The sequence below is a fragment of the Pseudomonas sp. AC083 genome (assembly GCF_979253165.1).
Genome location: NZ_CEEDDH010000007.1, coordinates 29,599 through 56,573, shown reverse-complemented (window position 1 = coordinate 56,573; position 26,975 = coordinate 29,599). Strand labels below are relative to the sequence as shown.

Sequence of the window (26,975 nt, the reverse complement as noted above, 5' to 3'; positions counted from 1 at the left end):
GGGTTGAGTTTCCCTGTGGGAGCGAGCCTGCTCGCGAAGAGGCCAGCCCGGATACCACTAAGCGCGGAACTGCCCCAGGCTGGCTTTCAATTGCGCCGCCAGACCATCCAGCACCTTGCCACTGGCCGTGGTCTCCACCACTGCCTGCGCCGCTTTCTCGGCCTGCGCATGAATCGTTTCGACGCGCCCACGCACTGCCTGTGCACCCTGCGCCTGATGCGCTGCTGCTTGCGTCGCCAGTCCGATCGCCGCATGCACCTGCTCGACCGAAGCCTGCACCGACTGCTGCAACCGCGCACTGTCGCGCAAGACCAGCAAACCTTCGCTGGCCTGCCGTCCGGCCTGACCAATCGCCTCGACTGCCTCACGTGCGCCCTGCTGCAGAGCGACGATGTGCGCTTGGATATCACCCGTCGAGCTCTGCGTTTTGCTCGCCAGTGCACGCACTTCATCCGCCACCACGGCAAACCCACGCCCGGTCTCACCGGCGCGCGCCGCCTCGATCGCAGCGTTCAATGCCAGCAGGTTGGTCTGCTCGGCGATGCCGTGAATCACCGTCAACACCACCTCGATCTGCTCGCTCTGCTGCGCCAGTCGCTCGATAACCTTCGCCCCGGTATCGACCTGCCCGGCCAGCGCTTCGATCAGGCTGCCAACTTTCGCCGAAGTCCGGGTGTTCTCATCGGTGGCCTGACGAATATCGACAACCTGCTTCAGCGCCGCCTGCATTGCCTGGCTTTCCGACTGCGCCTCGTCTGCCATTTGCGACAGCGCGCGAAGGCTTTCTGCAACTTCATCGCGCTGCATTCCGGCAGCCGCATCGGCGCCAGCGTTGCGCAAGGTCATCGCGCCGATTTCCACGCCAGTGCGCTGAGCGACATCACCGGCCTCGCGCACGATCGGCTGCAATTTATCCACAAAGCGATTGACCGCTGAGGCCATGTCGCCGATTTCATCCTTGCTGTTGATCTGCACTCGCTTGGTCAGATCGCCCTCGCCTGCGGCCAGATCGTCCATCGCCGCATTGAGCATTTTCAGACGATTGACCACACGATGACCGAGCACCACGGCCAGCAACAGCAGCACGCCACAACCGACCAGTGCCAGGCCAAGGCCGATACGCCAGCGCAGTGTCGCGGCAGCGTCTTGAACGGTTTGCGCAGTGTTGGCTTTCATTTCGCCAGCGGTGCCCTGCGCCGATTGCAGGCGCGCCTGCATCGCCTTGGCACTGTCCGCCGCTGCGCCTTTGAGGCTGTCACCGACCAATTGATCGCTGCTGGCAATCAGCGCCAGGAAGCGCTTGTCGAGCTCGGCGAGATCGGTTTCCACCGAGGCCGTGGACACACCCATCAGCACTTTGCCGATCTCCACGCCATTGGGATTGATCGAGGCTTCGAGGTAGTAAACCGAAGGATCGTTTTTCGCCGCATCCAACACCTTATCCAGCGCACGCTCGCCCTGACCTTTTTCCAGCAAGGCCTTGTTGATCGGGTTTTCACGGTTGAGGTAACGAGTCAAATGCTGGCCGGTGGCGTCGTCATACACCACGAACAGCACGTTGGGATTGCGCTGGGCGCGACGAGCGAACTCCGAGAGCGTCGGCACGTCGCTGTCCCACATGGCACGCGGCGCTACGGATGCAAGCAACTGCGCCATGTCGTTGGCCGAATCCTTCAGATCCTTTTCCAGCGTCGCCCGCAGTTGCGCCTGCTCTTCTTTGAGGCGTGCGGACAGGCCAGCCGTGAGGCGCTGACGAGTGCTGGCCGATAACGCATCAAGACTTGAAGTGACTTCACGCCCCGCCTGCTCCAGCTCACCGGAGAGTTTCTGGCTGTCGGCACCCAGGCGCACAGCCAGATCGGCTTCCAGCGCGGTCACCGTGCTCCGCGTCAGGGCAACCGCCACCAACACCTGCACCAAAAGGGCGATACCAAGGGTAACGAACACCGGCCGCAACAAACGGCTTTGTAACAGTGAGAGAACGGCTGACACTTTAAATCCCTCTACTTCTGACGCCATTAATTTGATGGCACTCTTGTAGGCAGATTCACAGCAAAGGTCATGCCGTCCAACAGGCATAAACGACAAAGGCCCCGATTAAGGGGCCTTTGTTTTTTACATCAACAACTTATCAAGCGAACGGATGACGCAGCACGATGGTTTCGTTGCGGTCCGGGCCCGTCGAAATAATGTCGATCGGCGCGCCGATCAACTCTTCAACGCGTTTGATGTAGGCACGAGCATTGGCCGGCAGCTCTTCCAGGGTCTTGGCGCCCACGGTCGATTCGCTCCAGCCCGGTACTTCTTCGTACACCGGCTGCAGGCCGACGTAGCTGTCAGCATCGGTCGGGGCAACAGCATTGCCCTGCGCGTCCTTGTAGCCGACGCAGATGTTGATGGTTTCCAGACCGTCAAGCACGTCCAGCTTGGTCAGGCAGATGCCCGAGATGCTGTTCACGTCGATAGCGCGACGCAGGATGACGGCGTCAAACCAGCCGCAGCGACGGGCACGGCCGGTGGTAGCGCCGAACTCGTGACCCTGCTTGGCCAGGTGCGCACCGACTTCGTCAAACAGCTCGGTCGGGAACGGGCCGGAACCGACGCGAGTGGTGTAGGCCTTGGTGATGCCCAGGATGTAGTCGAGGAACATCGGACCCACGCCCGAACCGGTCGCCACGCCACCAGCGGTGGTGTTGGAGCTGGTCACGTACGGGTAGGTGCCGTGGTCGATGTCGAGCAACGAACCTTGCGCGCCTTCGAACATGATGTCCTTGCCGGCACGACGCAGGTCGTGCAGCTCGGCAGTCACGTCGAGCATCAGCGGCTTGAGCAGCTCAGCGTATTCCTTGCACTCGGCCAGGGTCTTTTCGAATTCGATGGCTGGCTCTTTGTAGTAACCGACCAGCATGAAGTTGTGGTAATCCACCAGTTCACGCAGCTTGTCTTCGAAGCGTGGCATGTTCAGCAGGTCGCCGACACGCAGGCCACGACGGGCAACCTTGTCTTCGTAAGCCGGGCCGATGCCGCGACCGGTGGTACCGATCTTCAGCTCGCCACGGGCCTTTTCACGGGCCTGGTCCAGCGCGACGTGGAAGGACAGGATCAGCGGGCAGGACGGGCTGATACGCAGGCGCTCGCGCACCGGTACGCCTTTCTCTTCCAGCTTGGTGATCTCGCGCAGCAGGGCGTCAGGTGCAACCACCACGCCGTTGCCGATCAGGCATTGCACGCCTTCGCGCAGCACGCCCGACGGAATCAGGTGCAAGACGGTTTTCTCGCCGTCGATCACCAGCGTGTGACCCGCGTTGTGGCCACCCTGGTAGCGCACTACGGCGGCAGCATGTTCGGTCAGCAGATCAACGATCTTGCCTTTGCCCTCATCACCCCACTGGGTGCCCAGGACTACGACATTCTTACCCATAACACTTGTCCTCATTCGCGCAAACTTGGTGCCGGCGATGGCCGGCAGGAAAACTCAAGAAGCCAGTGGCGATACTTGCCAAAGCCCGTTCTGCTGAATCAATTGCCGGTCGCAGTCCGCATCACGGGCGGCGGCCAAAGGTTGTCCAGGCAAGGCCTGAACGACACGCTGACCCTCACTGCGCAACTGGCAAACCTGCTGCCAGAGTGCCGCATCCGTACTGTCAGGCATCCAGATACCGCCAGACGGTAGCTCGATCTCAGCACGCCCCAGGGTCACCAGGGTTTTCAAATCGGTAGAGAAACCAGTCGCCGGACGGGCGCGACCGAAGTCGGCACCGATGTCATCGTAACGACCGCCCTGAGCGATGGACTGGCCAACGCCCGGCACGAACACCGCGAACACCACACCGGTGTGGTAGTGGTAGCCGCGCAACTCGCCGAGGTCGAAATACAGCGGCAGCTGCGGGAAGCGCACGGAAAGACGCTCGGCGATCGCCAGCAGATCTTCCAGCGCCGCCAGCACCGGCGCCGGCGCATTGGCCAGACGCTCGCGCGCAGCGCTCAACACTTCACGGCCGCCACACAGATCAACCAGTGCGCGCAGCATGCCCGACAGATCGGCCGGCAGGCCTTCGGTCAGGGTAATCACTTCATCGATGGCCTTGCGCTGCAGGGCATCGAACAACTGCTGCTCGACTTCACCGGACAGACCAGCGGCACGCGCCAGACCACGGTAGATGCCGACATGGCCGAGGTCCATGTGCACGTCCGGCACATCGGCCAGTTGCAGCATGGCCAGCATCAGGCTGATGACTTCGACATCGCTGCTCGGGCTGGCGTCGCCGTACAGCTCGGCGCCCAGCTGGATCGGGCTGCGCGAGGACGACAATGCACGCGGCTGAGCATGCAGGACGCTGCCGGCGTAGCACAGACGGCTCGGGCCTTCGCGACGCAGGGTGTGCGCATCGATGCGCGCCACTTGCGGCGTGATGTCGGCGCGGAAACCCATCTGCCGGCCCGATTGCGGGTCGATGACCTTGAAGGTACGCAGATCCAGGTCCTGGCCCGCGCCGGTCAGCAGGGATTCCAGGTACTCGATATGGGGAGTCACGACGAACTCGTAACCCCAGCTCTGGAACAGATCCAACACCTGACGACGCGCGACTTCAATGCGCGCCGCCTCCGGTGGCAGTACTTCTTCGATGCCATCTGGCAGCAGCCAGCGGTCTACCGTTGCCATTACGCCATTCCCCTTTGATCCGGGCGGCCAGCACTAGGCGAGCCTTGAGTGAAGCAGAAAATGACCGGGGCGTTCAAAACGCACGCGCATGAACGACGCAGCGAAAGGCCGGCTGGCGGCTTCGCCCATCACTTTCCTCGAAAAACGCCCGGGCTATTCAAACCCGATGTCTGCAACAAAAACAGCAATCAAACGTGCAGACGCAAAAAAGCCGGGAATTTCCCGGCTGCCGCATCATACACACGTTTTCCGAAAGGATCACCCCGCCCGAGGTTTTAGCCGCCGGGCGGACTGATTCAGGTCAACGTCGTATCAAGGTTTGGCTTTTTCCAGATAACGGAAGAAGTCGCTGCTTGGGTCGAGGACCAGGACGTCGGATTTGTTCGCGAAGCTTTCACGGTAGGCACGCAGGCTACGGTAGAAACCGTAGAACTCCTGGTCCTGGCCGTAGGCCTTGGAGTAGATCGCAGCAGCCTGGGCGTCACCGTCACCGCGAACCTCTTCGGATTCACGATAGGCTTCAGCCAGCAGCACGCGGCGTTGACGATCGGCGTCGGCACGGATGCCTTCGGCCAGCTCGTTACCCTTGGCGCGGTGCTCGCGAGCTTCACGCTCACGCTCGGTGCTCATACGTTCGAACACACTGCGGTTCACTTCCTTCGGCAGATCGATGGCCTTGACCCGGACATCGACCACTTCGATACCCAGCTCTTTTTCCGCCATCTTGTTCAGCGACGCAGTGATGTCAGCCATCAGCGCATCACGCTCACCCGACACCACTTCGTGCAGGGTGCGCTTGCCGAACTGGTCACGCAGGCCCGATTCGAGACGACGGGACAAACGCTCGTCGGCGATCTGCTTCAGACCCGAAGTCGCGGTGTAGAAGCGCTCGGCATCTTTCACCCGCCACTTGGCGTAGGCATCGACCATCACGGCTTTCTTTTCCAGAGTCAGGAAGCGCTGCGTCGGTGCATCGAGCGTCAGCAGACGCGCGTCGAATTTGCGCACCTGGTTGACGTAAGGCACCTTCACATGCAGACCCGGCTGGACATCGGCCTGAACCACACGACCGAATTGCAGCAGCACCGCGCGCTCGGTCTGAGCGACGATATAGAAGCAATTCCAGCCCACCAGTACCACAACGACGCCAACGATCAGGGCGATCAGCGATTTATTGCTCATCAGCGGGTCTCCCTTGTACGCGTCTGCGGCACGTCGGTGACATGCGGCGTGACGTCCGTGTTGTTGCTGGCGGCCGAACCGGTCACCGGCGCATTACCCGAACTGTTCTGGATCATCTTGTCCAACGGCAGGTAGAGCAGATTGCTCTGGCCGTTCTTGTTGCCGGTCACGAGTACCTTGCTGGTATTGCTGAAGACTTCCTGCATGGTGTCCAGGTACAGACGCTCGCGGGTGACTTCAGGTGCCTTGCGATACTCGGCGACCAGTTTGGTAAAGCGATCAGCCTCACCCTTGGCGCGCGAGATGGTCTCGTCGCGGTAACCGTTGGCATCTTCGATGATGCGCTGGGCCTGACCACGGGCTTCCGGCACCACACCATTGGCGTAGGTTTCGGCCTGGTTGCGCGAACGCTGCTCGTCTTCACGGGCGCGGATCACGTCATCGAAGGCTTCCTGCACTTCACGCGGTGCCGCTGCGCTCTGTACGTTGACCTGAGTGACGGTGATACCGGTGCGATAGGTATCGAGGAAACGTTGCAGACGCTCCTTGATTTCGCTGGCCATCAATTCACGACCTTCGGTCAGCACCTGGTCCATGGCGGTGGAACCGACCACGTGACGCAGCGCACTTTCGGTCGCGTGCTGCAGGCTGATTTCCGGCTGATCGACGTTCAGCACGAAGTCCTGCAGGTTGCTGATCTTGTACTGCACGGTCAGCGGCACTTCGACGATGTTTTCGTCTTCGGTCAGCATCTGGCCCTGCTTGGTGTACGCACGCTCACGCGTCACGTTCTCCATGTACTTCTTGTCGATCGGCGGGAAGTAGATGTTCAGGCCCGGGCCGACAGTCTCGTAGTACTTGCCGAAGCGCAGCACCACAGCCTGCTCCTGCTCGTCCACCACGTAGACCGCGCTGTACAGCCAGACAGCCGCCAGCACGACCAGGCCGATGCCGAGCAGACCGCCGAAGCCGCCACTGCTGCGCCCCGACCCGCCGCCGTCATCACCGCGTTTCTTACCACCACCGAACAACCCGTTCAGGCTTTCCTGCAGCTTTCGGAAGGCCTCGTCGAGATCCGGTGGCCCCTTGCGGTCGCCGTTATTGCGGCGCTTGCCACCCCAGGGATCCTGATTATTCGAGTTGCCACCCGGCTCATTCCAAGCCATAGCGCTCTCCATCTGATAAAGCAAAGACGCACCCACGGCGCGCCGACCAATGCTACAGAATGCCTGCCGTTGCGGCACAACCGCTTTGTCAGGCTTTTATTGCAAAGTGTGTTGCTCGATGAATTCCATCGGCTGCAATCCTTCGCGGCTTACCAATCGATTCAACTCGATCCGGGGCAAACGAACGGCCAGCAGGCTGACACCTTCTTCATCGTATTCTTCTTTCTGCACCGCACCGAGTTCGAAGAACTGCGCACGCAATCGAGCGAAGCGTTGCGGCAAGCGCAAGGTACCGACGAACAGATCACTGCCGAGCAACTCGGCGATGGCCTGTTCAAGCAATTCCAGACCGCTGCCATCACGCGCCGAGAGCCAGACCCGTTGCGGCTTGCCATCGGCATCGCGCTGGATCTGCGGCTCGACGCCCTCAAGCAAATCGAGTTTGTTATAGACCTCGAGGATCGGCAAGTCCTGGGCACCAATCTCGCCCAGCACCACCATCACCTGCTCGATCTGCAACATGCGATCCGGTTCGGCCGCATCGATCACGTGCAGCAGCAGGTCGGAATTGCTCGACTCTTCGAGCGTAGACCGAAATGCCTCGACCAGCTTGTGTGGCAGGTGACGAATGAAACCCACCGTGTCGGCGAGGACAATCGGACCGAGGTCGTCAAGTTCCAGCCGGCGCAGGGTCGGGTCGAGTGTGGCGAACAGTTGATCGGCCGCGTACACCTCGGACTTCGTCACGTTGTTGAAGAGTGTCGATTTGCCCGCGTTGGTGTATCCCACCAGCGAAACGGTAGGAATGTCCGCACGGGATCGGCCACGGCGCGACTGCTCGCGCTGACTACGTACCTTCTCCAGCCGCCCCTTGATCTGACGCAGGCGAACCCGCAGCAGACGGCGGTCGGTTTCCAGCTGGGTTTCACCCGGGCCGCGCATACCGATACCGCCACCCTGACGCTCAAGGTGAGTCCAGCCGCGAACCAGCCGTGTGCTCATGTGGTCAAGCTGGGCCAGTTCGACCTGCAGCTTGCCCTCATGGGTGCGTGCGCGTTGGGCAAAGATGTCAAGAATCAGCCCGGTGCGGTCGATCACGCGACACTCGAAAACACGTTCGAGGTTGCGTTCCTGACTGGGCGTGAGGATGTGATTGAAAATCACCAGATCGGCTTCTTCAGCCTTGACCAGGTCGCGCAGTTCCTCGACCTTGCCGCTGCCGATCAGATATTTGGCGGTTGGCCGATGACGCGGCACGTTAAAAAACGCGACGGTCTCGGCGCCAGCCGAATTTGCCAGCTCCTGAAACTCCTGCGGATCTTCGCGCGCCTCAGGGTCCTGTCCATCCAAGTGAACGAGGATGACTCGTTCACCACCACCGTGGCGCTCAAAGAACAAAGGAGACTCCTATCAGGCGTTACCCGGCGCTGCATCGGCATCGCCCTGTTCGTTTTCGGTTGCGCTAGGCAGACGAATTGGACGAACCGGCACGACGGTCGAGATAGCGTGTTTGTAGACCATCTGGCTGACGGTGTTTTTCAGCAGGATCACGAACTGGTCGAACGACTCGATCGTCCCTTGCAGCTTGATACCGTTGACCAGATAGATGGAAACCCCGACTTTCTCTTTACGTAAAGTGTTCAGGTAAGGGTCTTGTAGCGAATGCCCTTTTGACATGTGCCGCACTCCTTTAAGGATTCAATAATAAAAACAGGTAAATTCAGATGGCTTCGGCCGTCACACCCCCAAGGATAGACGGCAATTGCAAGGACTCAGCTCAATATGGAGATGGTCCCAAGGTATTTCAAGGCGCGTGGCAGATTGTCGCAATCAAGACTGTCCAGCCAGTGCAAATCGTCCCAGCTGCGCAGCCAGGTAAACTGGCGTTTGGCCAATTGGCGCGTGGCGATGATGCCCCGCTCCTGCATCTGGGCCAATGTCAGCTTGCCGTCCAGGTAATCCCAGACTTGGCGGTAGCCTACCGCACGTATAGACGGCAACCCGGAATGCAGGTCACTTCTTTTACGCAGGGCTACGACCTCGTCGATGAATCCCTGTTCCAACATATTTGTGAATCTTTGTTCAATTCGCTGGTGCAGAACCTGACGATTCGCCGGAGCAATGGCCAGGTTCGCGACAGTATAGGGCAATTGTTGGCGTCCCGAAGCGGCTGCTTCAGTACTTTGCGCAGATTGTTGCTCGCGCAGGGCGGTCATGCTCTGCCCGCTGACTCGATACACTTCCAGTGCCCGACTCAAGCGCTGCGGATCATTGGGATGAATGCGCGCCGCCGACACCGGATCGATCTGCGCCAACTGCTCGTGCAGCGCTTGCCAGCCAAGGCGTGCAGCTTCCTCTTCGATCTGCGCGCGCACGTCTGGATCCGCCGCCGGCATGTCCGCCAGACCTTCGACCAAAGCCTTGTAATAGAGCATGGTGCCGCCGACCAGCAGCGGGATCTTTCCTCGCCCGGTGATCTCGGCCATGGCCTGCAACGCGTCGCGACGGAAATCGGCAGCGGAATACGCTTCAGCGGGATCGAGGATGTCGATCAGCCGGTGCGGGTATTGCGCCAGCAACTCTTTCGAAGGCTTGGCCGTGCCGATGTCCATGCCGCGGTAGACCAGCGCCGAATCGACACTGATCAACTCGCACGGCAGCACCTTGGTCAGCTCGATGGCCAGATCGGTCTTGCCCGCAGCGGTCGGGCCCATCAGGAAAATCGCTGGAGGCAGCTGGCTCATCAACGACCGCGCAGGAACAGTTTGTCCAGATCGTCCAGGCCCAGCTGGGTCCAGGTCGGTCGGCCATGGTTGCATTGACCGCTGCGTTCGGTGTTTTCCATATCACGCAACAGACCGTTCATTTCCGGCAGGGCCAGACGCCGGTTGGCGCGGATCGCGCCGTGGCAGGCCATGGTGCCGAGCAGTTCGTTGAGGTGCGCCTGGATACGGTCGCTGGTGCCGTACTCCATCAAATCCGAAAGCACGTCACCGACCAGTCGATTGGCTTCGGCCTGCTTGAGCAATGCCGGAATCTGCCGGATCGCCAGGGTTTCCGGGCCAAGGCGCTGCAATTCGAAACCGAGACGCTGAAACCACGCCGCATGCTCTTCAGCACAATCGGCCTCGCGCTGACTGACCGCCAGCGACTCCGGCACCAGCAGCGGCTGGCCACTGAGACCTTCGCTGGCCATGGCGATTTTCAGCCGCTCGTACATGATCCGCTCGTGGGCGGCATGCATGTCCACCAGCACCAGACCATGGGCGTTCTCAGACAAAATATAGATGCCCTTGAGCTGCGCCAGTGCATAGCCGAGCGGCGGGATATCTTCCTGACCGGTCGGCAGTGCGCTGGCATTGGCTTCAGGCAGCGGCGCGAAGAACTCCTTGTATGCAGCTTGCGCCTCGGCAGCAGGCAGCGCCGATTGTGGACGCGGCGTGTATTGATACTGATAAGCGCCGCCAGCGCTGGCCCCGGACGAAGTATTGAACGCCGGTTGCGCCTGCGGCTGCTCCAGTAGCGCATTGGCGGCCAGACGCATCTCGCCCTGTGGGCCGAATTCGCCCGCCTCGATCCCGCTCGGCCGAACGATCGCCGTGGTGACCGAGCCGGCCAATTGATCTTCCGGACGCACATCGCCCAACGCGCGGTGCAGCGTGCCATACAGGAAATCGTGGACCATGCGCCCGTCACGGAAGCGCACTTCGTGCTTGGTCGGGTGCACGTTGACATCTACCGCCGCCGGATCGACCTCGAAAAACAGCGCGAAGGTCGGGTGCCGGCCATTGAACAGCACATCGCGATAAGCCTGACGCACCGCGTGGGCGACCAGTTTGTCGCGCACTGCCCGACCGTTCACAAAGAAATACTGCAAGTCAGCCTGGCTACGGTTGAAGGTCGGCAAACCGACCCAGCCCCACAGGTGCAGGCCATTGCGTTCGATCTCGATCGGCAGCGCCTGCTCAAGGAAACCTGAACCGCAAATCGCCGCCACACGCCGCGCACGGGCCGCATCATCGTGGGCCTCGTGCAGGCTGAGGATGGTCTTGCCGTTGTGGCGCAGATGAAAAGCCACGTCGAAGCGCGCCAGCGCCAGACGCTTGATCACTTCTTGCAGGTGATCGAATTCGGTTTTTTCGGTCTTGAGAAATTTGCGCCGGGCCGGGGTGTTGAAGAACAGGTCGCGGACTTCCACCGAAGTGCCGACCGGATGCGCCGCCGGCTGCACGCGCGGCGCCATGTCCCGGCCTTCAGTCTCGACCTGCCAGGCCTGATCGGCATCGCGGGTGCGCGAGGTCAGGGTCAGACGCGCCACGGAGCTGATCGACGCCAGCGCCTCGCCACGGAAACCCAGGCTCATCACCTGCTCGAGGTCTTCGAGGTTGCGAATCTTGCTGGTGGCGTGACGGGCCAAGGCCAGCGGCAGGTCATCGGCAGAAATACCGCTGCCGTCATCGCGCACGCGCAGCAGCTTGACGCCGCCCTGCTCGACATCGACATCGATACGCTTGGCGCCGGAGTCGAGGCTGTTTTCCAGCAACTCCTTGATCACCGAAGCCGGGCGCTCAACCACCTCACCGGCGGCAATCTGGTTCGCCAGCCGCGGGCTGAGCAGCTCGATGCGCGCCGTGTTCAATATCTGGTTCATTCTTTGGACGCCAGTTCGGTGCCTGGAATGGTCAGGTGCTGACCGACTTTCAACTCGTCACTTTTCAGGTTGTTTGCAGCACGCAAGGTGGCCGGCGAGACCTGATAGCGCACGCCGATCATCGCCAGGGTTTCCCCCGGGCCGACACGGTGGTCGCGCGGGCCTTGGGCGATCTTGCCGGAATCACGCAGCCAGGCAATGTAAGTGCCCGGTGGCGGATTCTGCTGGAAGAACTGGCGCACGCCGCTGCTGATCGAACGGGCCAGCGCTTGCTGGTGGCTCGATGCGGACAGTTTGTTCGCTTCGTTGGCGTTGGAGATGAAGCCGGTTTCGACCAGGATCGACGGAATGTCCGGCGACTTCAGCACCATGAACCCGGCTTGTTCCACACGTTGTTTGTGCAGCGGCGTGACGCGACCGATGTTGGTCAGCACTTTTTGCCCGACGTTGAGGCTGGAGGTCAGCGACGCGGTCATCGACAGATCGAGCAACACGCCCGCCAGCATACGGTCCTTGTCGTCGAGGCTGACGTTGCCGGCACCGCCAATCAGGTCGGACCGGTTTTCACTGTCGGCCAGCCAACGGGCGGTTTCGGACGTAGCGCCACGATCAGACAGGGCGAACACCGACGCCCCGAACGCGGCTGCGGACGGCGCGGCGTCGGCGTGGATCGAGACGAACAGGTCGGCGCCCTTCTTGCGGGCGATTTCGGTACGCCCGCGCAATGGAATGAAGTAGTCGCCGGTACGGGTCAGCTCGGCGCGGAAGCCTTTCATGCCGTTGACCTGACGCTGCAACTCGCGAGCGATCTGCAGTACCACGTCTTTCTCACGCTGGCCGCGCGAGCCGGACGCGCCCGGGTCTTCGCCACCGTGGCCGGCATCGATCACGACGATAATGTCGCGTTTGCCGGCCGGGGCTGGCGGCAGCTTGATCGCCGGTTCAGTCGGGGTCACCGGCACTGCCGGCACGGTTGCCACCGATGGCGTCGGGGCCGGCGGCGGCGCGGCATCGGCCGGGTTGTCGAACAGATCGACCACCAGACGGTTGCCATACTGCGCGTTCGGCGCCAGCGAGAAGCTTTTCGGAGTGACGGCTTTTTTCAGGTCAATGACCACGCGCAGGTCGGTCGGGGTGCGCTGGGCCGAGCGCATCGCAGTGATCGGCGTGTTCGCGGTCTGCACGTTCAACGGCGCGCCGAGGGTGGCGCCGCTTATGTCGATTACCAGCCGGTCCGGGGCTGTCAGGGTGAAAACGCTGTGCTGCACCGGGCCGCTGAGGTCAAAGACCAGTCGCGTGTTGTCCGGCGCCCGCCACAGGCGCACGCTGTTGACCTTTGAATCGGCCACAGCGTTGACGGTTACTGCCATCAACATCAGTCCAGCGGCAGCCACCAACGCGCGAAAGCGCATACCAAACCCCATCATTTAATTGGATTCCAATGCCAAAGCGGCACACCAGGCCTCGCCACGCGAGCCCTGGGCTAAAATTTTCAGCGAACGCCCGCTGTCTTGCGGGCTAATGGTAATGGTCAGGTCAGGCTTTGGCAAAAAGCCTGCACCTTTATCGGGCCACTCGATCAGGCACAGGGCATCGTCTTCGAAGTAGTCGCGGATGCCGAGAAACTCCAGCTCCTCGGGATCGACCAGGCGATACAGGTCGAAGTGGAAGGCACGAATGTCACCGATCTCGTAGGGCTCGACCAAAGTGAAGGTCGGACTTTTTACCGCGCCAACATGCCCCAAACCACGAATGATGCCCCGCGACAGAGTGGTTTTACCCATGCCCAGATTGCCTTCGAGAAAAATCAGGCCATGGCCCTGGGTGACGCGGGCGATCCGTGCGCCAAAGTCGCTCATCGCCTGTTCATCGGCCAGGTACAGGGTTACTTCAGACACGGTGCTTGCTCCTCCAACAACTGACGAATGGCTGGAATCAGATCACTGGCCGCCAGCCCACGGCCGAATTTGCCTTGTTGCATACCCGCGTTGGCGTGCAGCCAGACGGCCAGGCATGCCGCATCGAACGCGCCCATGCCTTGGGCCAGCAATGCGCCGGTCAGACCGGCCAGTACATCACCCAACCCGCCTGTGGCCATCGCCGGATGGCCCTGATGACAGAGGGCCAGACGCCCGTCTGGATGGGCGATCAGACTGCCGGCACCTTTCAGAACCACTACCGCTGAATACTTTTTGCTCAACGCCAGAGCAGCGGCCGGGCGATCGGCCTGCACCTCAGTGGTGCTGACGCCAAGCAAGCGCGCCGCTTCACCCGGATGCGGGGTGATCACGCAATCCTTGGGCAACTGGACAAAATCGCTGGCCAGCAGGTTCAACGCGTCAGCGTCCCACACCTGCGGCAATGGTGCATTGGCGGCAGCCGACAACAGGGCACGGCCCCAACTGGCCTGACCGAGTCCCGGCCCGACCACCAATACCGAAACCTTTTCCAGCAGACCCATCAGTTGATTGGCTGACGAGGTACCGAGCGCCATCGCCTCCGGCACCCGAGTCAGCGCCGCCGGCACATGCTCTGGGCGAGTCGCCAGCGAAACCATGCCCGCGCCGCCGCGCAAGGCCATTTCCGTGCTGAGCAGAATCGCTCCACCGAAACCGTGATCGCCGCCAATCAGTAACACATGACCAAAGCGCCCCTTGTGCGAGGTCGGCGCACGCGGCGCAAGTGCTGGGAGATTAGCGGCGCTCAGGCGCTGAGCGCAGACAGGAATGTCACTGAAAATTTCGTCGGCGGCTTGCAGATCGCTGAAGACCAGTTCGCCGATATGATCCGCCGCGTCGCCGGTCAACAGCCCGATCTTCATAGCAATGAATGTCACCGTTAGATCGGCGTGGACCGCGACACCCAGTTCACGCCCGGTATCGGCACATAGCCCGGAAGGGATATCGACCGCCGCTACCGGCAAACCGCAGGCGTTGATCGCCTTGATCGTCGAGGCATAGGGCTCACGCACTTCGCCGCTCAGACCTGTGCCGAGCAAGGCATCGAGGACGACACCGCGCAGCTCGCTCTGCGCCTGCCAGCATTGCACCACAACACCGTCAGCTACGGATTCGGCATGGGCCAGTGCGGCATCGCCCTGCAAACGCTGCGGATCGCCGACGGCGAGAACGCGCACCGTCCAACCGGCCCGCAGCGCCAGCCCGGCCACCAGATAACCGTCGCCAGCGTTGTTGCCGTGCCCGGCAAGCACCGTCAGTTCGTTCGCTGCCGGCCACTTGCGCACCACTGCGCGCCACGTCGCGCGGGCGGCGCGCTGCATCAATTCGAAGCCCGGCGTGCCGGCGGCGATCAGCCGCGCGTCGAGTTCGCGCACCTGCGCGGCACGGTACAGCGCGTCGGGTAATTCATCTTTCGTCTGCGGCATGCGTCTTCGGGCTCCGATGTCTGGCAGAATTATACGCACCTCAGCTCCGGTTTCTCTCGCCTCATGTCCGCCATCACCACAGACCTGCCCGCCCTCGCCCAATCGATCAAGGATTGGGGCCGCGAGCTGGGCTTCCAGCAAGTCGGCATCAGCGGTCTGGACCTGGCCGAACACGAGCAGCATCTGCAACGCTGGCTCGACGCCGGCTATCACGGCGATATGGACTACATGGGCGCCCATGGCAGCAAACGCTCGCACCCCGACGAGCTGGTGCCGGGCACGTTGCGCGTGGTTTCCCTGCGCATGGACTACTTGCCGGGCGATACCGAAATGGCCAAACGCCTGGCTGAACCGGAAAAGGCTTACGTGTCGCGTTATGCCTTGGGGCGCGATTACCACAAATTGATCCGTAAACGTGTTCAACAATTGGCCGACAGGATCCAGGCAGAGATCGGCCCGTTCGGTTTTCGTGCCTTTGTCGACAGTGCGCCAGTGCTGGAAAAAGCCATCGCCGAGCAAGCCGGGCTGGGCTGGATCGGCAAAAACACCCTTGTACTGAATCGCAAGGCCGGCAGTTACTTCTTCCTCAGTGAGCTGTTCGTCGACCTGCCGCTACCGGTGGACGAGCCGCACAGCACCGAACATTGCGGACGCTGCACCGCCTGTCTGGATATCTGCCCGACCAACGCCTTCGTCGGCCCCTATGTGCTGGACGCGCGGCGCTGCATTTCCTATTTGACCATTGAGCTGAAAACCGCGATTCCCGAAGAATTGCGGCCGTTGATAGGCAATCGGGTGTTTGGCTGCGATGACTGCCAGATCGTCTGTCCATGGAACCGCTTCGCCCGGCCAACCGGTGAAAGTGATTTCAAGCCACGGCACAACCTCAACAATGCTGAATTGGCCGAGCTGTTCATGTGGGATGAAGAAAAGTTCTTGAGCAGCACCGAAGGCTCGCCGTTGCGACGTGCCGGGTATGAGCGCTGGTTGCGCAATCTTGCGGTGGGGCTGGGAAATGCGCCTTCAACGATTCCGGTGCTGGAAGCGTTGAAGGCGCGACGGGATTATCCGTCAGAGTTGGTCAAAGAACATGTGGAGTGGGCGCTTGAACAGCACTCCAGACCTTCACACCCATAACGGGCAGGCGAAGTATTCAGAGTGCTCATGTGCGCGTTGTAACCATATTTTTGGCCGATCTCATTATTGCGTTGGTCTCTCCGTCGGTCCAATGGCCGCCCGCCCGCAGGACTCTGCAAACTCTCTGTTTACTGTCCTCCAGAAGATAAATACGCTCCCCGCGTCCTTTCGAGGCCGTAAAAAGAACATGCGTTACTTTTCTTCCATCACCGGCTGCGCCGAATGCCTCGTAATACATCCTGGAGCTCCTGGCTGCCTGGAGGGGGGACATATCGCTTTCCACGAGCTGGAAGAATTCGTCGGCCATCGTCTTATGAACGGCATGGACGTAGTCTTCTGTCTCTGGCCTGATTAATTGCCAAGGTCTCTCCGCCGCTTCCTCCGCGGGCGCATTCGCTCTACTTGCATTTTGCCTCCCGCGTCCTCCTCCCCCAAGCCGTCGTGCTGCTCTGGCTGTGTCGCCTCTATTAGGGCTGAGGCCTTTGCTAAAAGCTGAAGCCATCTTCCTGCCCGCATTCACAGCAGCTTTTGCACCCGCCGCCAAACCTGCACCGAGCGAAGCGAGCCCGAGACCAAAACTGATCCAGCCCAATATCTCGCCCGCTTGAGAACCCGGTGCGAGTTCATTGATCACCTCGCTGGCAATACCCGCCAGGCCTGAAGCAACCGCCAGCCCCAATGCCGCCACTGCCCATGGCGTCGCCGCGCCCATCGTCACTACGCTGGCAACAATTCCGAGAATACTCAGGCCGATGCCCAGGATCGATTGCCAGGAGACATGCCCGGTAGGGTCAACCCGGTTGACCGGGTCGCCCAGGCAATAACTGTAGGCATTCAATCCGCCCGCACCGAACGGACTCATGCTATCGGGGGCAAGAAAACGCATCAGTGTAGGACTATAGGCCCGGTAACCGTTGCCCAGCAGATACAGCCCGGTAACCGGATCCAGCTGTTCGCCGTTGAACCCCGCCAGGCTGAACAATCCGCCGTCGGCAGGACGATGCCCATAAGGGCTGTAGGCGCAATCGGTGAGCTGCTCCTTACCCAGTGTAGCCAGCACGCTTTGCTGTTGATCGGTGCCAAACAGCTGCGCGCTGGCGTTCAAACCGAGTTGCCGCTGGCCCACAAGCGCGCCACCGTGACGCACGACACTGAATGAATTTTCACCACTGACCTCATTGGCAACCCGACCTGCGTGGTAGTAACGCTGCACAGTCGCCTTTTCGGGTTGCGACAGTTCAACCAGATCGTCGAAACCGTCGTAATGGTAACCACGGATCACTGATCCCCCTGTGTCGGACAACTGCTCAAGACGTCCGAACGCGTCATAGGCCAGCGTTCGCGCCTGGTCATCCTTGATCATCCTGCCGTTGGCGTCGTATTCCAGCGTCACTGCTGGTGGATAGTCGACATGGGAATGTTTGACTGCACTGAGCTGTACCGGATCGGGATTGTCATAACTGAAGGTGGTCAGATTCACGCCCAGCGGGAACTTCGTCTGCACGGTAAGAATGTTGTCCAGCGCATCGAAGGTGAACGTCTGCTGAATAATTTCCTTGCCATACGGGTCACGGGGCTTTTGGGTGCCAGCACAGTCGTACTGGATCAAGCGCCCGCGCACGTCGTAGGTGAACTGTTCATCACGTAAGAGTTGAGTGCCACGTCTGGACACTTTCTGCGCCAGTTTGCCAGCCAGCGTGTAAGTCGATTCGAGGGTCTGGTCAGGCTGACCCTGAATCTCGAATGTACGCCGGGTTTCACGACCGATATCGTCATAGGCGAACCGGGTGATCATCTGACGCTTGATCGAGGTGTCTTCGGTTTTCGTCCACTCCAGCATCCCCGTCCGGGCGTTGTAGTGGAACTCGGTTGTCAGCAAGCCTTGCGAGGCGGATAGAAGGCGGCCGAACTCATCGTATTCAGATCTGTTGTCGGTACCGAGCACATCAACGTGGGTGATTGGTCGCCCCTGCAGGGACCAGGTACTGGACGTTGCTTTCGTGACAGCGCCGAAGGTCGTCGTTTCGGATTTCAGGCGCCCGGAAGGATGATAGGCAAAGCTGCGGCTCCTGCCGCTTTCGGTACAGGTCAAGAGTTTGCCGCTGACGGGGTCATAGGTCATGGTTGTGACCAGGTCCTCTGCCTTGCGCTCAGTCAGCAAACCGCCCAGTTCCCGCAAATAAGTGAATTCGGTTTTTTTGCCATCAGCACTCTTGCACCACTGTGGCTGAGTGAAGCCCGCTTCATAACCAGCCTCGGACTTTCGCCCGCCCACAGTACTCTGGATCAACCGCCCCAAACCGTCATACGTTTGCTGGCCCAGCACTTTGTCACCGACCTTGATGTCGATCGCAAGCCCTTCATCACTATGCTCGGCGTACTCGGTCACGACCTTACTGCCGTCGGGCAGGACACTGCGGGTCATTCGGTCAAAAACGTCGTACTCATATCGGCTGGTGTTGCCGACAGGGTCTGTCTGGCTGGCTGTGCGCCCATAACCGTCATAGGTGTAAACGGTTTTGCCCAGACTCTTGTTCTTCACATTGAAGCTTTCGACACTCAGCGGTTTTCCGAAATCATTGACGACGGTGATCGTCTTGCCCATGCCCTGGAGCCAATTGGTCTGCCGGCGAAGCACCGGATCCGCCTCGCTGTGTTCGATACGCCCATCATCGTGCAGAGTCTTGCTGACCTGGCCCCAGGAATCGAATTCATAGCGAGTGCTGACCGGATAAGGTTTGCCATCACGCCAATCAGTCAGCGTCACTTTCACCTTGTGACCGACTGAATCATGCAGGACAGAATGAAGCGTGCGCGTCTGAATGAGACCGTCCTTGTCGGGATGGTCGCAGTCCTTTTCCTGAACGGTGATTACCCGTTCCAGTCCGTCATAGGCGACTTTTTGCTCGCCGCCAGCAGGATCCGTGGTCACCATTGTCGCCGGCTGCTGTTTGCTGGCGGCCAGATAGGCCCACCGGGTAGCGCCCGCATAGGGGGTGCCGGCAGCAACGGTTTTGCACACTGCCCGGCCGATTGCATCGTATTCATATTCGATGTGCTCGCCATCGACACCGACTTCAGAGACCTGTAATCCGGTCAGCGTCGACAGCACTTTCTCACTGGTCTGCAGCGCGCCGTCGAATCCGCGCGTGCCGGACCTGACTCGCAGCCTGTCACCCTCAAGCTCATAGGAAAATTCGATAGCGGTTTTTTTATCATTCAGGGTGACACTTTGCTCTTTTGTGGCTCCATGCTTGAGTGGATCCTTGGGCGTATTCAGATAGCTGCGTGCGGTTTTCGAACGCAACACCTCTACACCCTCCACCACTTCGAAAAAACGCTCCTCGACCGGTAACACAGAGGCCAGTTCAGCACCCTCAAGCGCCGGATGCAAAGCGTAGTCGTAGTGGGTGACTGTCGAAGCACCATCCGATGCGGCAGCACTCACCGTCCTCTTTTTCGGGAATCTGGAAAAGCCCAGCGGATCCTCCGGGCAGTTATCCCCGCCAATGGCCGGATAGTATTCCGTCGTAGTCGTCACCCCAGTGGGCTCAACCTGCTTGAGCAAGTTACCTTCGCCATCGAACTCAGTGATCGTGGTTTCCACACGCTGCTGTTGGGTGCGCCGATCGAGGTACGTCACCGTATGGACCTTAGGCATGCGGAACTGGGCCACCTGCTCACTGAACGGCTTGGCAACGGAACAGTGATACTCCGTGGCGGTGGCGATCTGCGCGTCGCCACAGGTTGTAACCTCAGCCACCAACAGATGGAATTTGTTGTAGGTGCGTTTAATGCGGGTATGTACTTTGCCGCTGACCAGCAAGTGCTCGTCCGAGGTGTAGAAGTAGCTGCTGGGCGCCAGATAGAGCGGATCCAGGTCACTATCCTTGGCTGGAAGGAGGCCCTGCCCAAGGAAGTTATGGTCGGAGTACGTGTATGTCTTGCACACTCTGGGCTGGCCGCGCCCTGGGTAGACATCGTGAGCGATAACAAACGGCAGTGTCTGTTCCACACCGCTGATGAAGCGGTGGCCGTGCCGCTTGTAGCGAATGATTTCGACCCCGCGCAGCGGATTGACGATGCGATGAACATAGCTGGTTCCAGCGATGACTTCATACTCAAGGTCCCAACCCTTACCAACCGGCAGTTCGATGGCCGTCACCCGAGAGTTTTTCAAGATCAGCTTGTAGTTGGAACTGGAAGCAGTGTCGGGATGCCGGGACAGCGTCACCTGACCTGCCGCGCGGGTGATTTTCAACAGGCAGCGCTTGGCATCACTGACTTCGGCCAATCGGGGAAACTGGTTGAACAACTCATGCTTGAGGGTAATGCTCACACCGTTCGCCGCGATTATTTTTTCCACGACGGCGACCTGAGTACCGGCCAGGACTTTGAGCAGTTCCCGCCGACCATCCTTGTATCGAACTTCATAGCGCCCTGCTCCAGTGACTGACACCTTTGCCGTTTGCAGTTTCATTTCCTTGAACTTCAGGCCGCTAGACGTCTCGACAGCCTTGTAGCGTTCACCGTTGGACAAGGTCATGACTTTGCTGCGCAAGTCATAATTGGTCAGGGTCAAAGACCAGCCAACGCCGAAACCGCTATCGGCCTGATTGAGCGGATTGAAGCTCACTGAAAGTGCAAGCTCCGGACCATTGAGGTCTGCCGAGTGCAACTTGCCAAGCGAAAATGCACACGTATACATGCCCGTGCGCGGATCAACGCCTCCGGAAACAAACTCACCGAAGTTGAACGCGTTGGAGTGAACAGCGGAAGATGAATTACTTTCCATAGAAAAATATCCTTTATTCCAGGTGCAAATTTAAACAGGTCGAGCTGGGCAACGAAAAATCGCCGAGTCAGGCAAATTGTTTTGTTGAGCGTTTCGACTCACCCAGAATAAAAGTCCGCTGTTCTGTATCACCCTTGATAGCAAGCCAGTGTTCCGTACCGAACTCATCAATCACGGCGAGTTCGAACGCACCTCTCGTCGCCGGCTTCTCTTCCGTCTGTAGAGTCGTGCGCTGCACCAGCGTCAATACACCAGGCACATCGTTAATCGGGAAAGTAATAAAACCCAGAGGGGTATTGACCGAAGCCGATCGCCCATAGATTGGCGCGAGATAGCCATAAAAACTCCTACCGCCACCACTGTAGTGGTTTATCGTGCCCGACGAGTACACCATTACCGCGTCTTCAGCATCATACGAATTAAGTCTTATATCGGCGCTATACCAGTCAAGCAAGTTTATCTGGCGACCGTCAGCACGAAGCCCGAGATGAAAATACTGAATGCGTTCCTCGTACACTCTTTCGCTGAAAGTACCGTATTTATAAAGAGAGAAACTGTTCTGAGTGTATTTTTTCGGGAGAATCGCCTCCAGCGTGACACTGCTGTCGAAACCAACCCCATTACTTCGCAATACCGCGCCGTTCAAGGAAATCTCGGCAGCCACTTCCATGATTCCAGGTCGGGAAGCCGAAACCCAAAACTGTAAAATCTGTACCGGATCTGCGGCGTTGCTGATCCGGTTGTCAATGACCCGCGGGACTTCTGTCAGCCGCGTTGCCCCACCCGACATTTCGTGAGCGTAACGATTTTCCTGAATCGATACACTCCAGTCTCCCTCCAATGGGCGAGCACCGTTATAGGCAATCAGCCGCAGTGACTGCAATGCGGGATGTCCGTGCAGCGATACGCCGTCGCCGTTGTTATCGATCCCGTGAAGAAGCACCAACACACGCACCTGCATGCGACCGTTGGCGTAGAGCACTTTGTGCTGACCATGATTCGTGGCGTCGAGTTTTACCTCGATACGGGATATACCTACTTGCTCATCAAACATTTCACAATACCTTGCGGATTAATAGACTTTACCCCTAAGGGCTCAGCAAAGTATTGAGGTTCGCCTTGAATTAAAACAGCCGAAACATTCAACCAATTGTAAGCCTGCAATAACCTAACACCTTTATCACTAACTCACACAAAACCTCATATATTCAAAAATCCCAATCCCTCATGATGTAAAGCTCATAACATTGTTCCTAACCCATGATTTCAGCACGCTGCAACTCCTTCCCCTCCTGACTTCAAAACCTAACAGAATCAGGAGGGGTGCCACTGAGCGGTTTATTCTTTTCAGTATATGTTAGACCGATAAAGCAGCTGTTACTTTCGCCCACACTCAACCACTGTCTGACTCTGTCGAGAACCCGCTCTCAGAGGACTCACTATCGAAATCAAACTGAGGAACTTCCTCATCCACCTGAATTTCCATCTTGCGATCCATACTGGAGTTTTCAAGAAACTGCTTAATTCGCTGCCTCGATGCGTCATTCAACGGGTTATTTGACAACCCGACAAAGAGATTCTGTGTATCCGGAATCTCGAACAACTCATACCCCACGTCGGCAATATTATTATCATGCAATGCGACGACACCCAGTTTCCTGAGGGTATCTATACCTGAAGGAATGCTGGCAAGATTTGCGTTGCTCAGCATCAATCCGGTTAACCCTGTCATGTAGCCTACATGTGGAGCAACCGTCAGAGGGTTGTTTGCCAGATTCAACCGGGTAAGTGTTTCGATTCTGGATAACCCTTCAACTTCGACCTCGGACAGTCTTAGCGAGCAGCCGTCCAGCGTAAGCTCGCTTAACTGGCGCATTTGAAATATTCCTGAGGGAAATGTCTCCACGTCAATGCCGAAGACTCCCAAGAATTGAATATTGGGGAAACTGTCCAGAAACGCACCTATCCGTGCGCCCGGTTCATTTGCGGTCAGGATCAACTCTGTGACGTACTCGAATCTGGTGGACAATCTCGGTAACTCACCAGAAAAATCGACATAGTAAGAAAAGTGATCGTCTCCCTCCCGCCACCTCGAAACCGACTTGCGTTGCCAGATATCTTGCAGCTTTGCGCTGAACCGCTCGCGAGCCTGGCGTTGTTCTGCAATTTGCGGTGCGCCCTGCGATGAATCCGTGCGGGTCGACAATCCTTGGGCACTCCAGATCGCCAACTCATTGCGCAGTGTCGCCAACTCTGTCTCCAGGCGAGTCAAGACCCTGGCTGCGTCCGACTTCAGACGCTCGGAAATGAACATGGCTAGTTCTTGTTCGGCAAGCTGCGGATAAAGATCACGGACACGCTCTTCAACGGACTTTGTCGACGTCGGGTTGACATCGCCGCCCCCTCGCAGCCCCGCTTGCACGTGCTGGGCGCTGGCCGGAACAGCCGTTACCTGTACCGGTGCCAGTCCCAGCAATTCGCTCACGCGTTGGCGCGACGGCAATGGCTGTGCACGTACCAGCTGCCGCAGAGCCGCACCACCGCCCTGCGCTACACCGAGCAATTGGCGCTGCCCGGGCAGTAAAAGGAGCCAGACGGCGGCATACAGATCCGTCCGACCTTGGGGTGACGGGACGCCGCTGAGTTGGATAACGTAGCCTTCATGCTGACGAATAAACTTGTGACGCACTGACGACCGAGCATCGCCAATAGCACTCAATAACTCACCCTCTGACGCTTGCCGACGAATCTCGATACGAATCTGTCGCGGCCAAAGATCAAGCTGCCCGATCATCTGCAATGCCAGCAGATCACTGTCCAGACTGGCTACCGAATCCAGATAGATTCCTGCGCACGCCCTGGCGAGACGCACCTCGCGTAGCGCCACCAGCGTCTTTTCTGCCATGTGCCTCGGCATTCCCGGCCGCAGGCGCAAATGCATATGGTCGGCGGCACTGGCCTCTCGCCACAACGCCTGAGCGATGGTCTTGGGCAGGTCGGGAAAAATCCGTCGCATCAGCAATGTGTTGGCATCGCAATCAAGTTCGAACGCCCGCTCACTCTGCTCAAAAAGCAAGGCGCTGGATTGTTCGATAACGCGCTCGCTCAGATCATCTGCCCGTGGCGGCAACAAAGCCTGCAGTTGTGAATCAGCCTGCGCACGCACGGTGGGATCGGAATGTTGCACCTGGGTGATGAACAGCTGGATCTTTTGATCGAGGGCAAAACGTCTCGCTGTGTCCTGCAGCAATGCCAGCGAGGTGGGATGAATCTCGGACCTGTGCACTATCGTTGTGTCTACGCCGCTCACTGCGAGCATGCGTTTGATCATCAATGGAGAAAAATCTTCTATTGAATATTCCGCGCCGGTAAGCAGTTCTGCCGCGCGTTTTTGTTCGGAATAGACAGTTGCAACCGGATTGGCCGACTCAGGGTCGTCCAGCGGATGCCACAACCGGCCCTCGCTGTCAGGTCTCAACAGCGGACCGGAAGGATGCAGTTCTCTGGCATGTGTGGCGCGAAGCAAACCGCTCTCAGCATCTCGGACCACTTGTACGATGTGGTTATCAGCGACGGCAACATACTGACGATGCTTCAAGGTTTTGATACCCAGTGCAACGGAATCATCGAGACCCTCTTGCGAGGGTATCCAGTAGCTTTCCAGGGAATCTTGTGCGGAAAACCTTGGGAATTCGTCAAATGTGGAATACGTCGTGGTCATGCTCACATTGAAGCCAGGCGTTATCGCCAGCGGATCTGATGAAGAGGGCGAATGCAGCGGTTCCTGATGATGTGCAACAGTCAAATGCGCCACTGTCGAAGACGAGGACAACGGTCGGTGGGAGACATCAATGCTGGAATCGGAGGGTTTGGTTGGGACAGATACAGGTTTGATCTTCGGCGGTTTGCCAGTCATGATCGCTCATCCTTGAGAGGGGGTGCGCTGGCCACACAGAGCTGCAGGGCCAACGCGAGTCATCAGAAAAGCACTTTCGTGCATATGCCTGATCATCGACATGGCAGTTTAACTGCAGTCGAAATGCCAAACGCATATACATCTACTACATTCACCGACATTGCATCAGTGAACGAACTCAGCCTCGTTGAAGATATAAATTACGCTCGCGAAAATTCACGCGGATTGCCAGTTTATGCTCAGTACCATATTCATCGATCGCGATGAAGTGGAGGACGCCGCCATATTTTTGTGGCCCGGTGCTTTTCGAGTATTCAGATAGAGCCTGGACGATGGTCAACTCCCCGTCGCTTTGAGTATTTACGTGATAATGCTTCGAGTTCCATGTTTGCGCATCACTGGTAAAAGTGTATGCAAACGGATCACCCCTGTCAGGCAAAGAGACGACTACACTGGAGTTTTCGGGACGCACAAAAATGCATTCCATGTAATTTGTTTTTATTTCGTTAAGCCTGTTACCACCCGCAAAATCGTAATCCTTGCCCTCTTCTGCCCCCTCTGCAATCCAGTCGACCAGCCGGATCTGCTTCCCACCCGGGTACAGTCCCAAATGGTACTTCCAGATACGGTTGCCGGGCGACTCATTACCAATCCTGGTCTGGTACAAGCGAAATACTCCGTCTACGCCATATGTCGAAGGCGTTTCCGCTTCTACAGTCACGCTGCTGTAATGAACACTGGCAGGCGTGGTTCCGTTACTGAGGATCGTCTCCCCGTTCACGGACAGGCGCGCACCGATCTCAGTCGTTCCGGCGCTCGATGAGGAAACCCAGAACGTACGAACCTGTGGATGAACGCTGTCATTCTCAAGATCATCGTCGTGCCTGTCTTCGGCGTCAGGTGCAGGACGTGCCTCACGCGTAAACCGCCCTTGGACTGCGCTCGCGACCCAGCCATCGCGCAAGGTCTTGCCGGTCGCGTAATGAATAAGCTGGATGCTTTCCATTACATCTGCGGGTACATGCATTGCGTTGCCGTCGGCGTCCACTCCGGCAACGAGTACTTGAACTTTGACCTGCATTCGGCCATTAGCGACAAGTGCCCTGCTTTGAGTATTATTACCGGCATCAAACTTGACTTGTAATTTGGACAGTCCCGCCAGGGTGGGCGGATTGTCATTTTGATTGTCTGTAACATCCATGCTTTCACTCATAATGCAGCTCCTTTTTGAGAATGTAATTTGATACTGACATCGGAAATATGTCAGCGAAAAAACTACATACCCATCAAGCAAAGATCAAAGTGAAAAATGTAAGAAATATGCGCACGCCATTCACAAATAACTCATTAGCTATTAATCAGCTTCAATGGCAATGACGCATGATCGATCAGTGTTCGTCGTTATAAACGAACTTCGGCATTTCCCAATGAAAACGAATGGCCAGCAGACGCAGCAAGAATCCGCCAAACAACGTGATCAGAATGGCTTGTTCACCCGGCACATTGAGATAAAGACACAACATGTAGCACCACGCCGCAGCAAATGAGACGCTGGCGTAAAGTTCGCGGCGAAAGATCAAGGGAATATCGTTGCAGAAGATATCGCGAAGAATACCGCCAAAAACGCCGGTGATGACTCCGCTGACGGAAGCCACCAACATGCCGTGACCCATTTCCAGCGCCGTCATGCAACCGATCAAAGTAAATGCCACCAGTCCAACTGCATCGAGCACCAGAAACAGCGAGCGCAGGTGGCGCATCCAGCGCGCAGCGAATACGGTGAACATCGCTGCCACCGAGGTCAGCACCAGATATTCCGGATGTTTGACCCAGGTCAGCGGGTAATGCCCAAGCAACACGTCGCGCACCGAACCGCCACCGAGCGCGGTGATGCAGGCGATCAGCACCACGCCGAACCAGTCCATGCCACGTCGGCCGGCGGACAGCGCGCCAGTCATGGCTTCGGCGGTGATGGCGATCAGATAGAGCATCAGCAACATGGTGGCAGTCCAGGCAGGAAGGCGCGCAGTCTAGCCATTTCAGCGCCGCACCAGAAGAGGGCGCGCCTTTCGCGAGCAGG

At 58.5% G+C, this 26,975-nt stretch carries 18 protein-coding genes; 1 reads left to right on the top strand and 17 read right to left on the bottom strand.

The annotated features are described in order from the left end of the window. Nucleotides 1-57 precede the first annotated feature (57 nt). The 12 genes from AC0IXA_RS12850 to AC0IXA_RS12795 form a co-directional block, all read right to left on the bottom strand. Nucleotides 58-1,992 carry a methyl-accepting chemotaxis protein gene (locus tag AC0IXA_RS12850; RefSeq protein WP_110602740.1) on the bottom strand — a complete coding sequence of 645 codons (1,935 nt, stop codon included), beginning with the start codon at nucleotides 1,990-1,992 and terminating at the stop codon, nucleotides 58-60. A 139-nt stretch (nucleotides 1,993-2,131) separates the two neighbouring features. Then, nucleotides 2,132-3,421 carry an adenylosuccinate synthase gene (locus AC0IXA_RS12845; protein ID WP_016771943.1) on the bottom strand — a complete coding sequence of 430 codons (1,290 nt, stop codon included), beginning with the start codon at nucleotides 3,419-3,421 and terminating at the stop codon, nucleotides 2,132-2,134. A gap of 54 nt (nucleotides 3,422-3,475) precedes the next feature. Beyond that, complete coding sequence (locus AC0IXA_RS12840; RefSeq protein ID WP_016771944.1) at nucleotides 3,476-4,663, bottom strand: ATP phosphoribosyltransferase regulatory subunit; 1,188 nt, start codon at nucleotides 4,661-4,663, stop codon at nucleotides 3,476-3,478. A gap of 312 nt (nucleotides 4,664-4,975) precedes the next feature. Beyond that, on the bottom strand, nucleotides 4,976-5,845 hold the full coding sequence (gene hflC, locus AC0IXA_RS12835; protein ID WP_016771945.1) for a protease modulator HflC: 870 nt from the start codon (nucleotides 5,843-5,845) through the stop codon (nucleotides 4,976-4,978). Then, the gene (hflK, locus tag AC0IXA_RS12830; protein ID WP_024011368.1) at nucleotides 5,845-7,011 is read right to left on the bottom strand and encodes an FtsH protease activity modulator HflK; all 1,167 of its coding nucleotides are present in this window, start codon (nucleotides 7,009-7,011) and stop codon (nucleotides 5,845-5,847) included. The genes hflC and hflK overlap by 1 nt, the downstream gene beginning before the upstream one ends. 96 nt (nucleotides 7,012-7,107) lie before the next feature. Then, nucleotides 7,108-8,409, bottom strand: coding sequence for a ribosome rescue GTPase HflX (hflX, locus tag AC0IXA_RS12825; protein ID WP_016771946.1), 1,302 nt, complete (start codon nucleotides 8,407-8,409; stop codon nucleotides 7,108-7,110). A gap of 12 nt (nucleotides 8,410-8,421) precedes the next feature. Continuing rightward, complete coding sequence (gene hfq, locus AC0IXA_RS12820; protein ID WP_016771947.1) at nucleotides 8,422-8,688, bottom strand: RNA chaperone Hfq; 267 nt, start codon at nucleotides 8,686-8,688, stop codon at nucleotides 8,422-8,424. Nucleotides 8,689-8,783: 95 nt separating this feature from the next. Then, nucleotides 8,784-9,755 carry a tRNA (adenosine(37)-N6)-dimethylallyltransferase MiaA gene (gene miaA / locus AC0IXA_RS12815; RefSeq protein WP_471813304.1) on the bottom strand — a complete coding sequence of 324 codons (972 nt, stop codon included), beginning with the start codon at nucleotides 9,753-9,755 and terminating at the stop codon, nucleotides 8,784-8,786. Next, the gene (mutL, locus tag AC0IXA_RS12810; RefSeq protein WP_217879223.1) at nucleotides 9,755-11,662 is read right to left on the bottom strand and encodes a DNA mismatch repair endonuclease MutL; all 1,908 of its coding nucleotides are present in this window, start codon (nucleotides 11,660-11,662) and stop codon (nucleotides 9,755-9,757) included. The genes miaA and mutL overlap by 1 nt, the downstream gene beginning before the upstream one ends. Then, nucleotides 11,659-13,038, bottom strand: a complete 1,380-nt coding sequence (locus AC0IXA_RS12805) for an N-acetylmuramoyl-L-alanine amidase (protein WP_471813447.1) — start codon at nucleotides 13,036-13,038, stop codon at nucleotides 11,659-11,661. The genes mutL and AC0IXA_RS12805 overlap by 4 nt, the downstream gene beginning before the upstream one ends. Before the next feature lie 51 nt (nucleotides 13,039-13,089). Next, the gene (tsaE, locus tag AC0IXA_RS12800) at nucleotides 13,090-13,560 is read right to left on the bottom strand and encodes a tRNA (adenosine(37)-N6)-threonylcarbamoyltransferase complex ATPase subunit type 1 TsaE (protein ID WP_016771950.1); all 471 of its coding nucleotides are present in this window, start codon (nucleotides 13,558-13,560) and stop codon (nucleotides 13,090-13,092) included. After that, entirely contained in the window at nucleotides 13,548-15,047 is a 1,500-nt protein-coding gene (locus AC0IXA_RS12795) for an NAD(P)H-hydrate dehydratase (RefSeq protein WP_471813302.1), read from the bottom strand. The genes tsaE and AC0IXA_RS12795 overlap by 13 nt, the downstream gene beginning before the upstream one ends. Before the next feature lie 63 nt (nucleotides 15,048-15,110). Here AC0IXA_RS12795 and queG point away from each other — a divergent pair, with 63 nt between their 5' ends. Continuing rightward, nucleotides 15,111-16,184 (top strand): tRNA epoxyqueuosine(34) reductase QueG, encoded by a 1,074-nt coding sequence (gene queG, locus AC0IXA_RS12790; RefSeq protein WP_471813300.1) that lies wholly within the window; start codon nucleotides 15,111-15,113, stop codon nucleotides 16,182-16,184. A gap of 25 nt (nucleotides 16,185-16,209) precedes the next feature. Here queG and AC0IXA_RS12785 read toward each other — a convergent pair whose 3' ends face one another. The 5 genes from AC0IXA_RS12785 to AC0IXA_RS12765 form a co-directional block, all read right to left on the bottom strand. Further along, nucleotides 16,210-20,979 carry an RHS repeat domain-containing protein gene (locus tag AC0IXA_RS12785; protein WP_471813298.1) on the bottom strand — a complete coding sequence of 1,590 codons (4,770 nt, stop codon included), beginning with the start codon at nucleotides 20,977-20,979 and terminating at the stop codon, nucleotides 16,210-16,212. A gap of 67 nt (nucleotides 20,980-21,046) precedes the next feature. Beyond that, nucleotides 21,047-22,033, bottom strand: a complete 987-nt coding sequence (locus AC0IXA_RS12780; RefSeq protein ID WP_471813296.1) for a hypothetical protein — start codon at nucleotides 22,031-22,033, stop codon at nucleotides 21,047-21,049. A gap of 339 nt (nucleotides 22,034-22,372) precedes the next feature. Continuing rightward, nucleotides 22,373-24,895, bottom strand: coding sequence for a leucine-rich repeat domain-containing protein (locus tag AC0IXA_RS12775; protein WP_471813294.1), 2,523 nt, complete (start codon nucleotides 24,893-24,895; stop codon nucleotides 22,373-22,375). Between the two features lie 178 nt (nucleotides 24,896-25,073). Next, complete coding sequence (locus tag AC0IXA_RS12770) at nucleotides 25,074-26,108, bottom strand: hypothetical protein (protein WP_341638477.1); 1,035 nt, start codon at nucleotides 26,106-26,108, stop codon at nucleotides 25,074-25,076. A 175-nt stretch (nucleotides 26,109-26,283) separates the two neighbouring features. Next, nucleotides 26,284-26,895, bottom strand: a complete 612-nt coding sequence (locus AC0IXA_RS12765) for a trimeric intracellular cation channel family protein (RefSeq protein ID WP_016771956.1) — start codon at nucleotides 26,893-26,895, stop codon at nucleotides 26,284-26,286. Nucleotides 26,896-26,975: the final 80 nt, after the last annotated feature.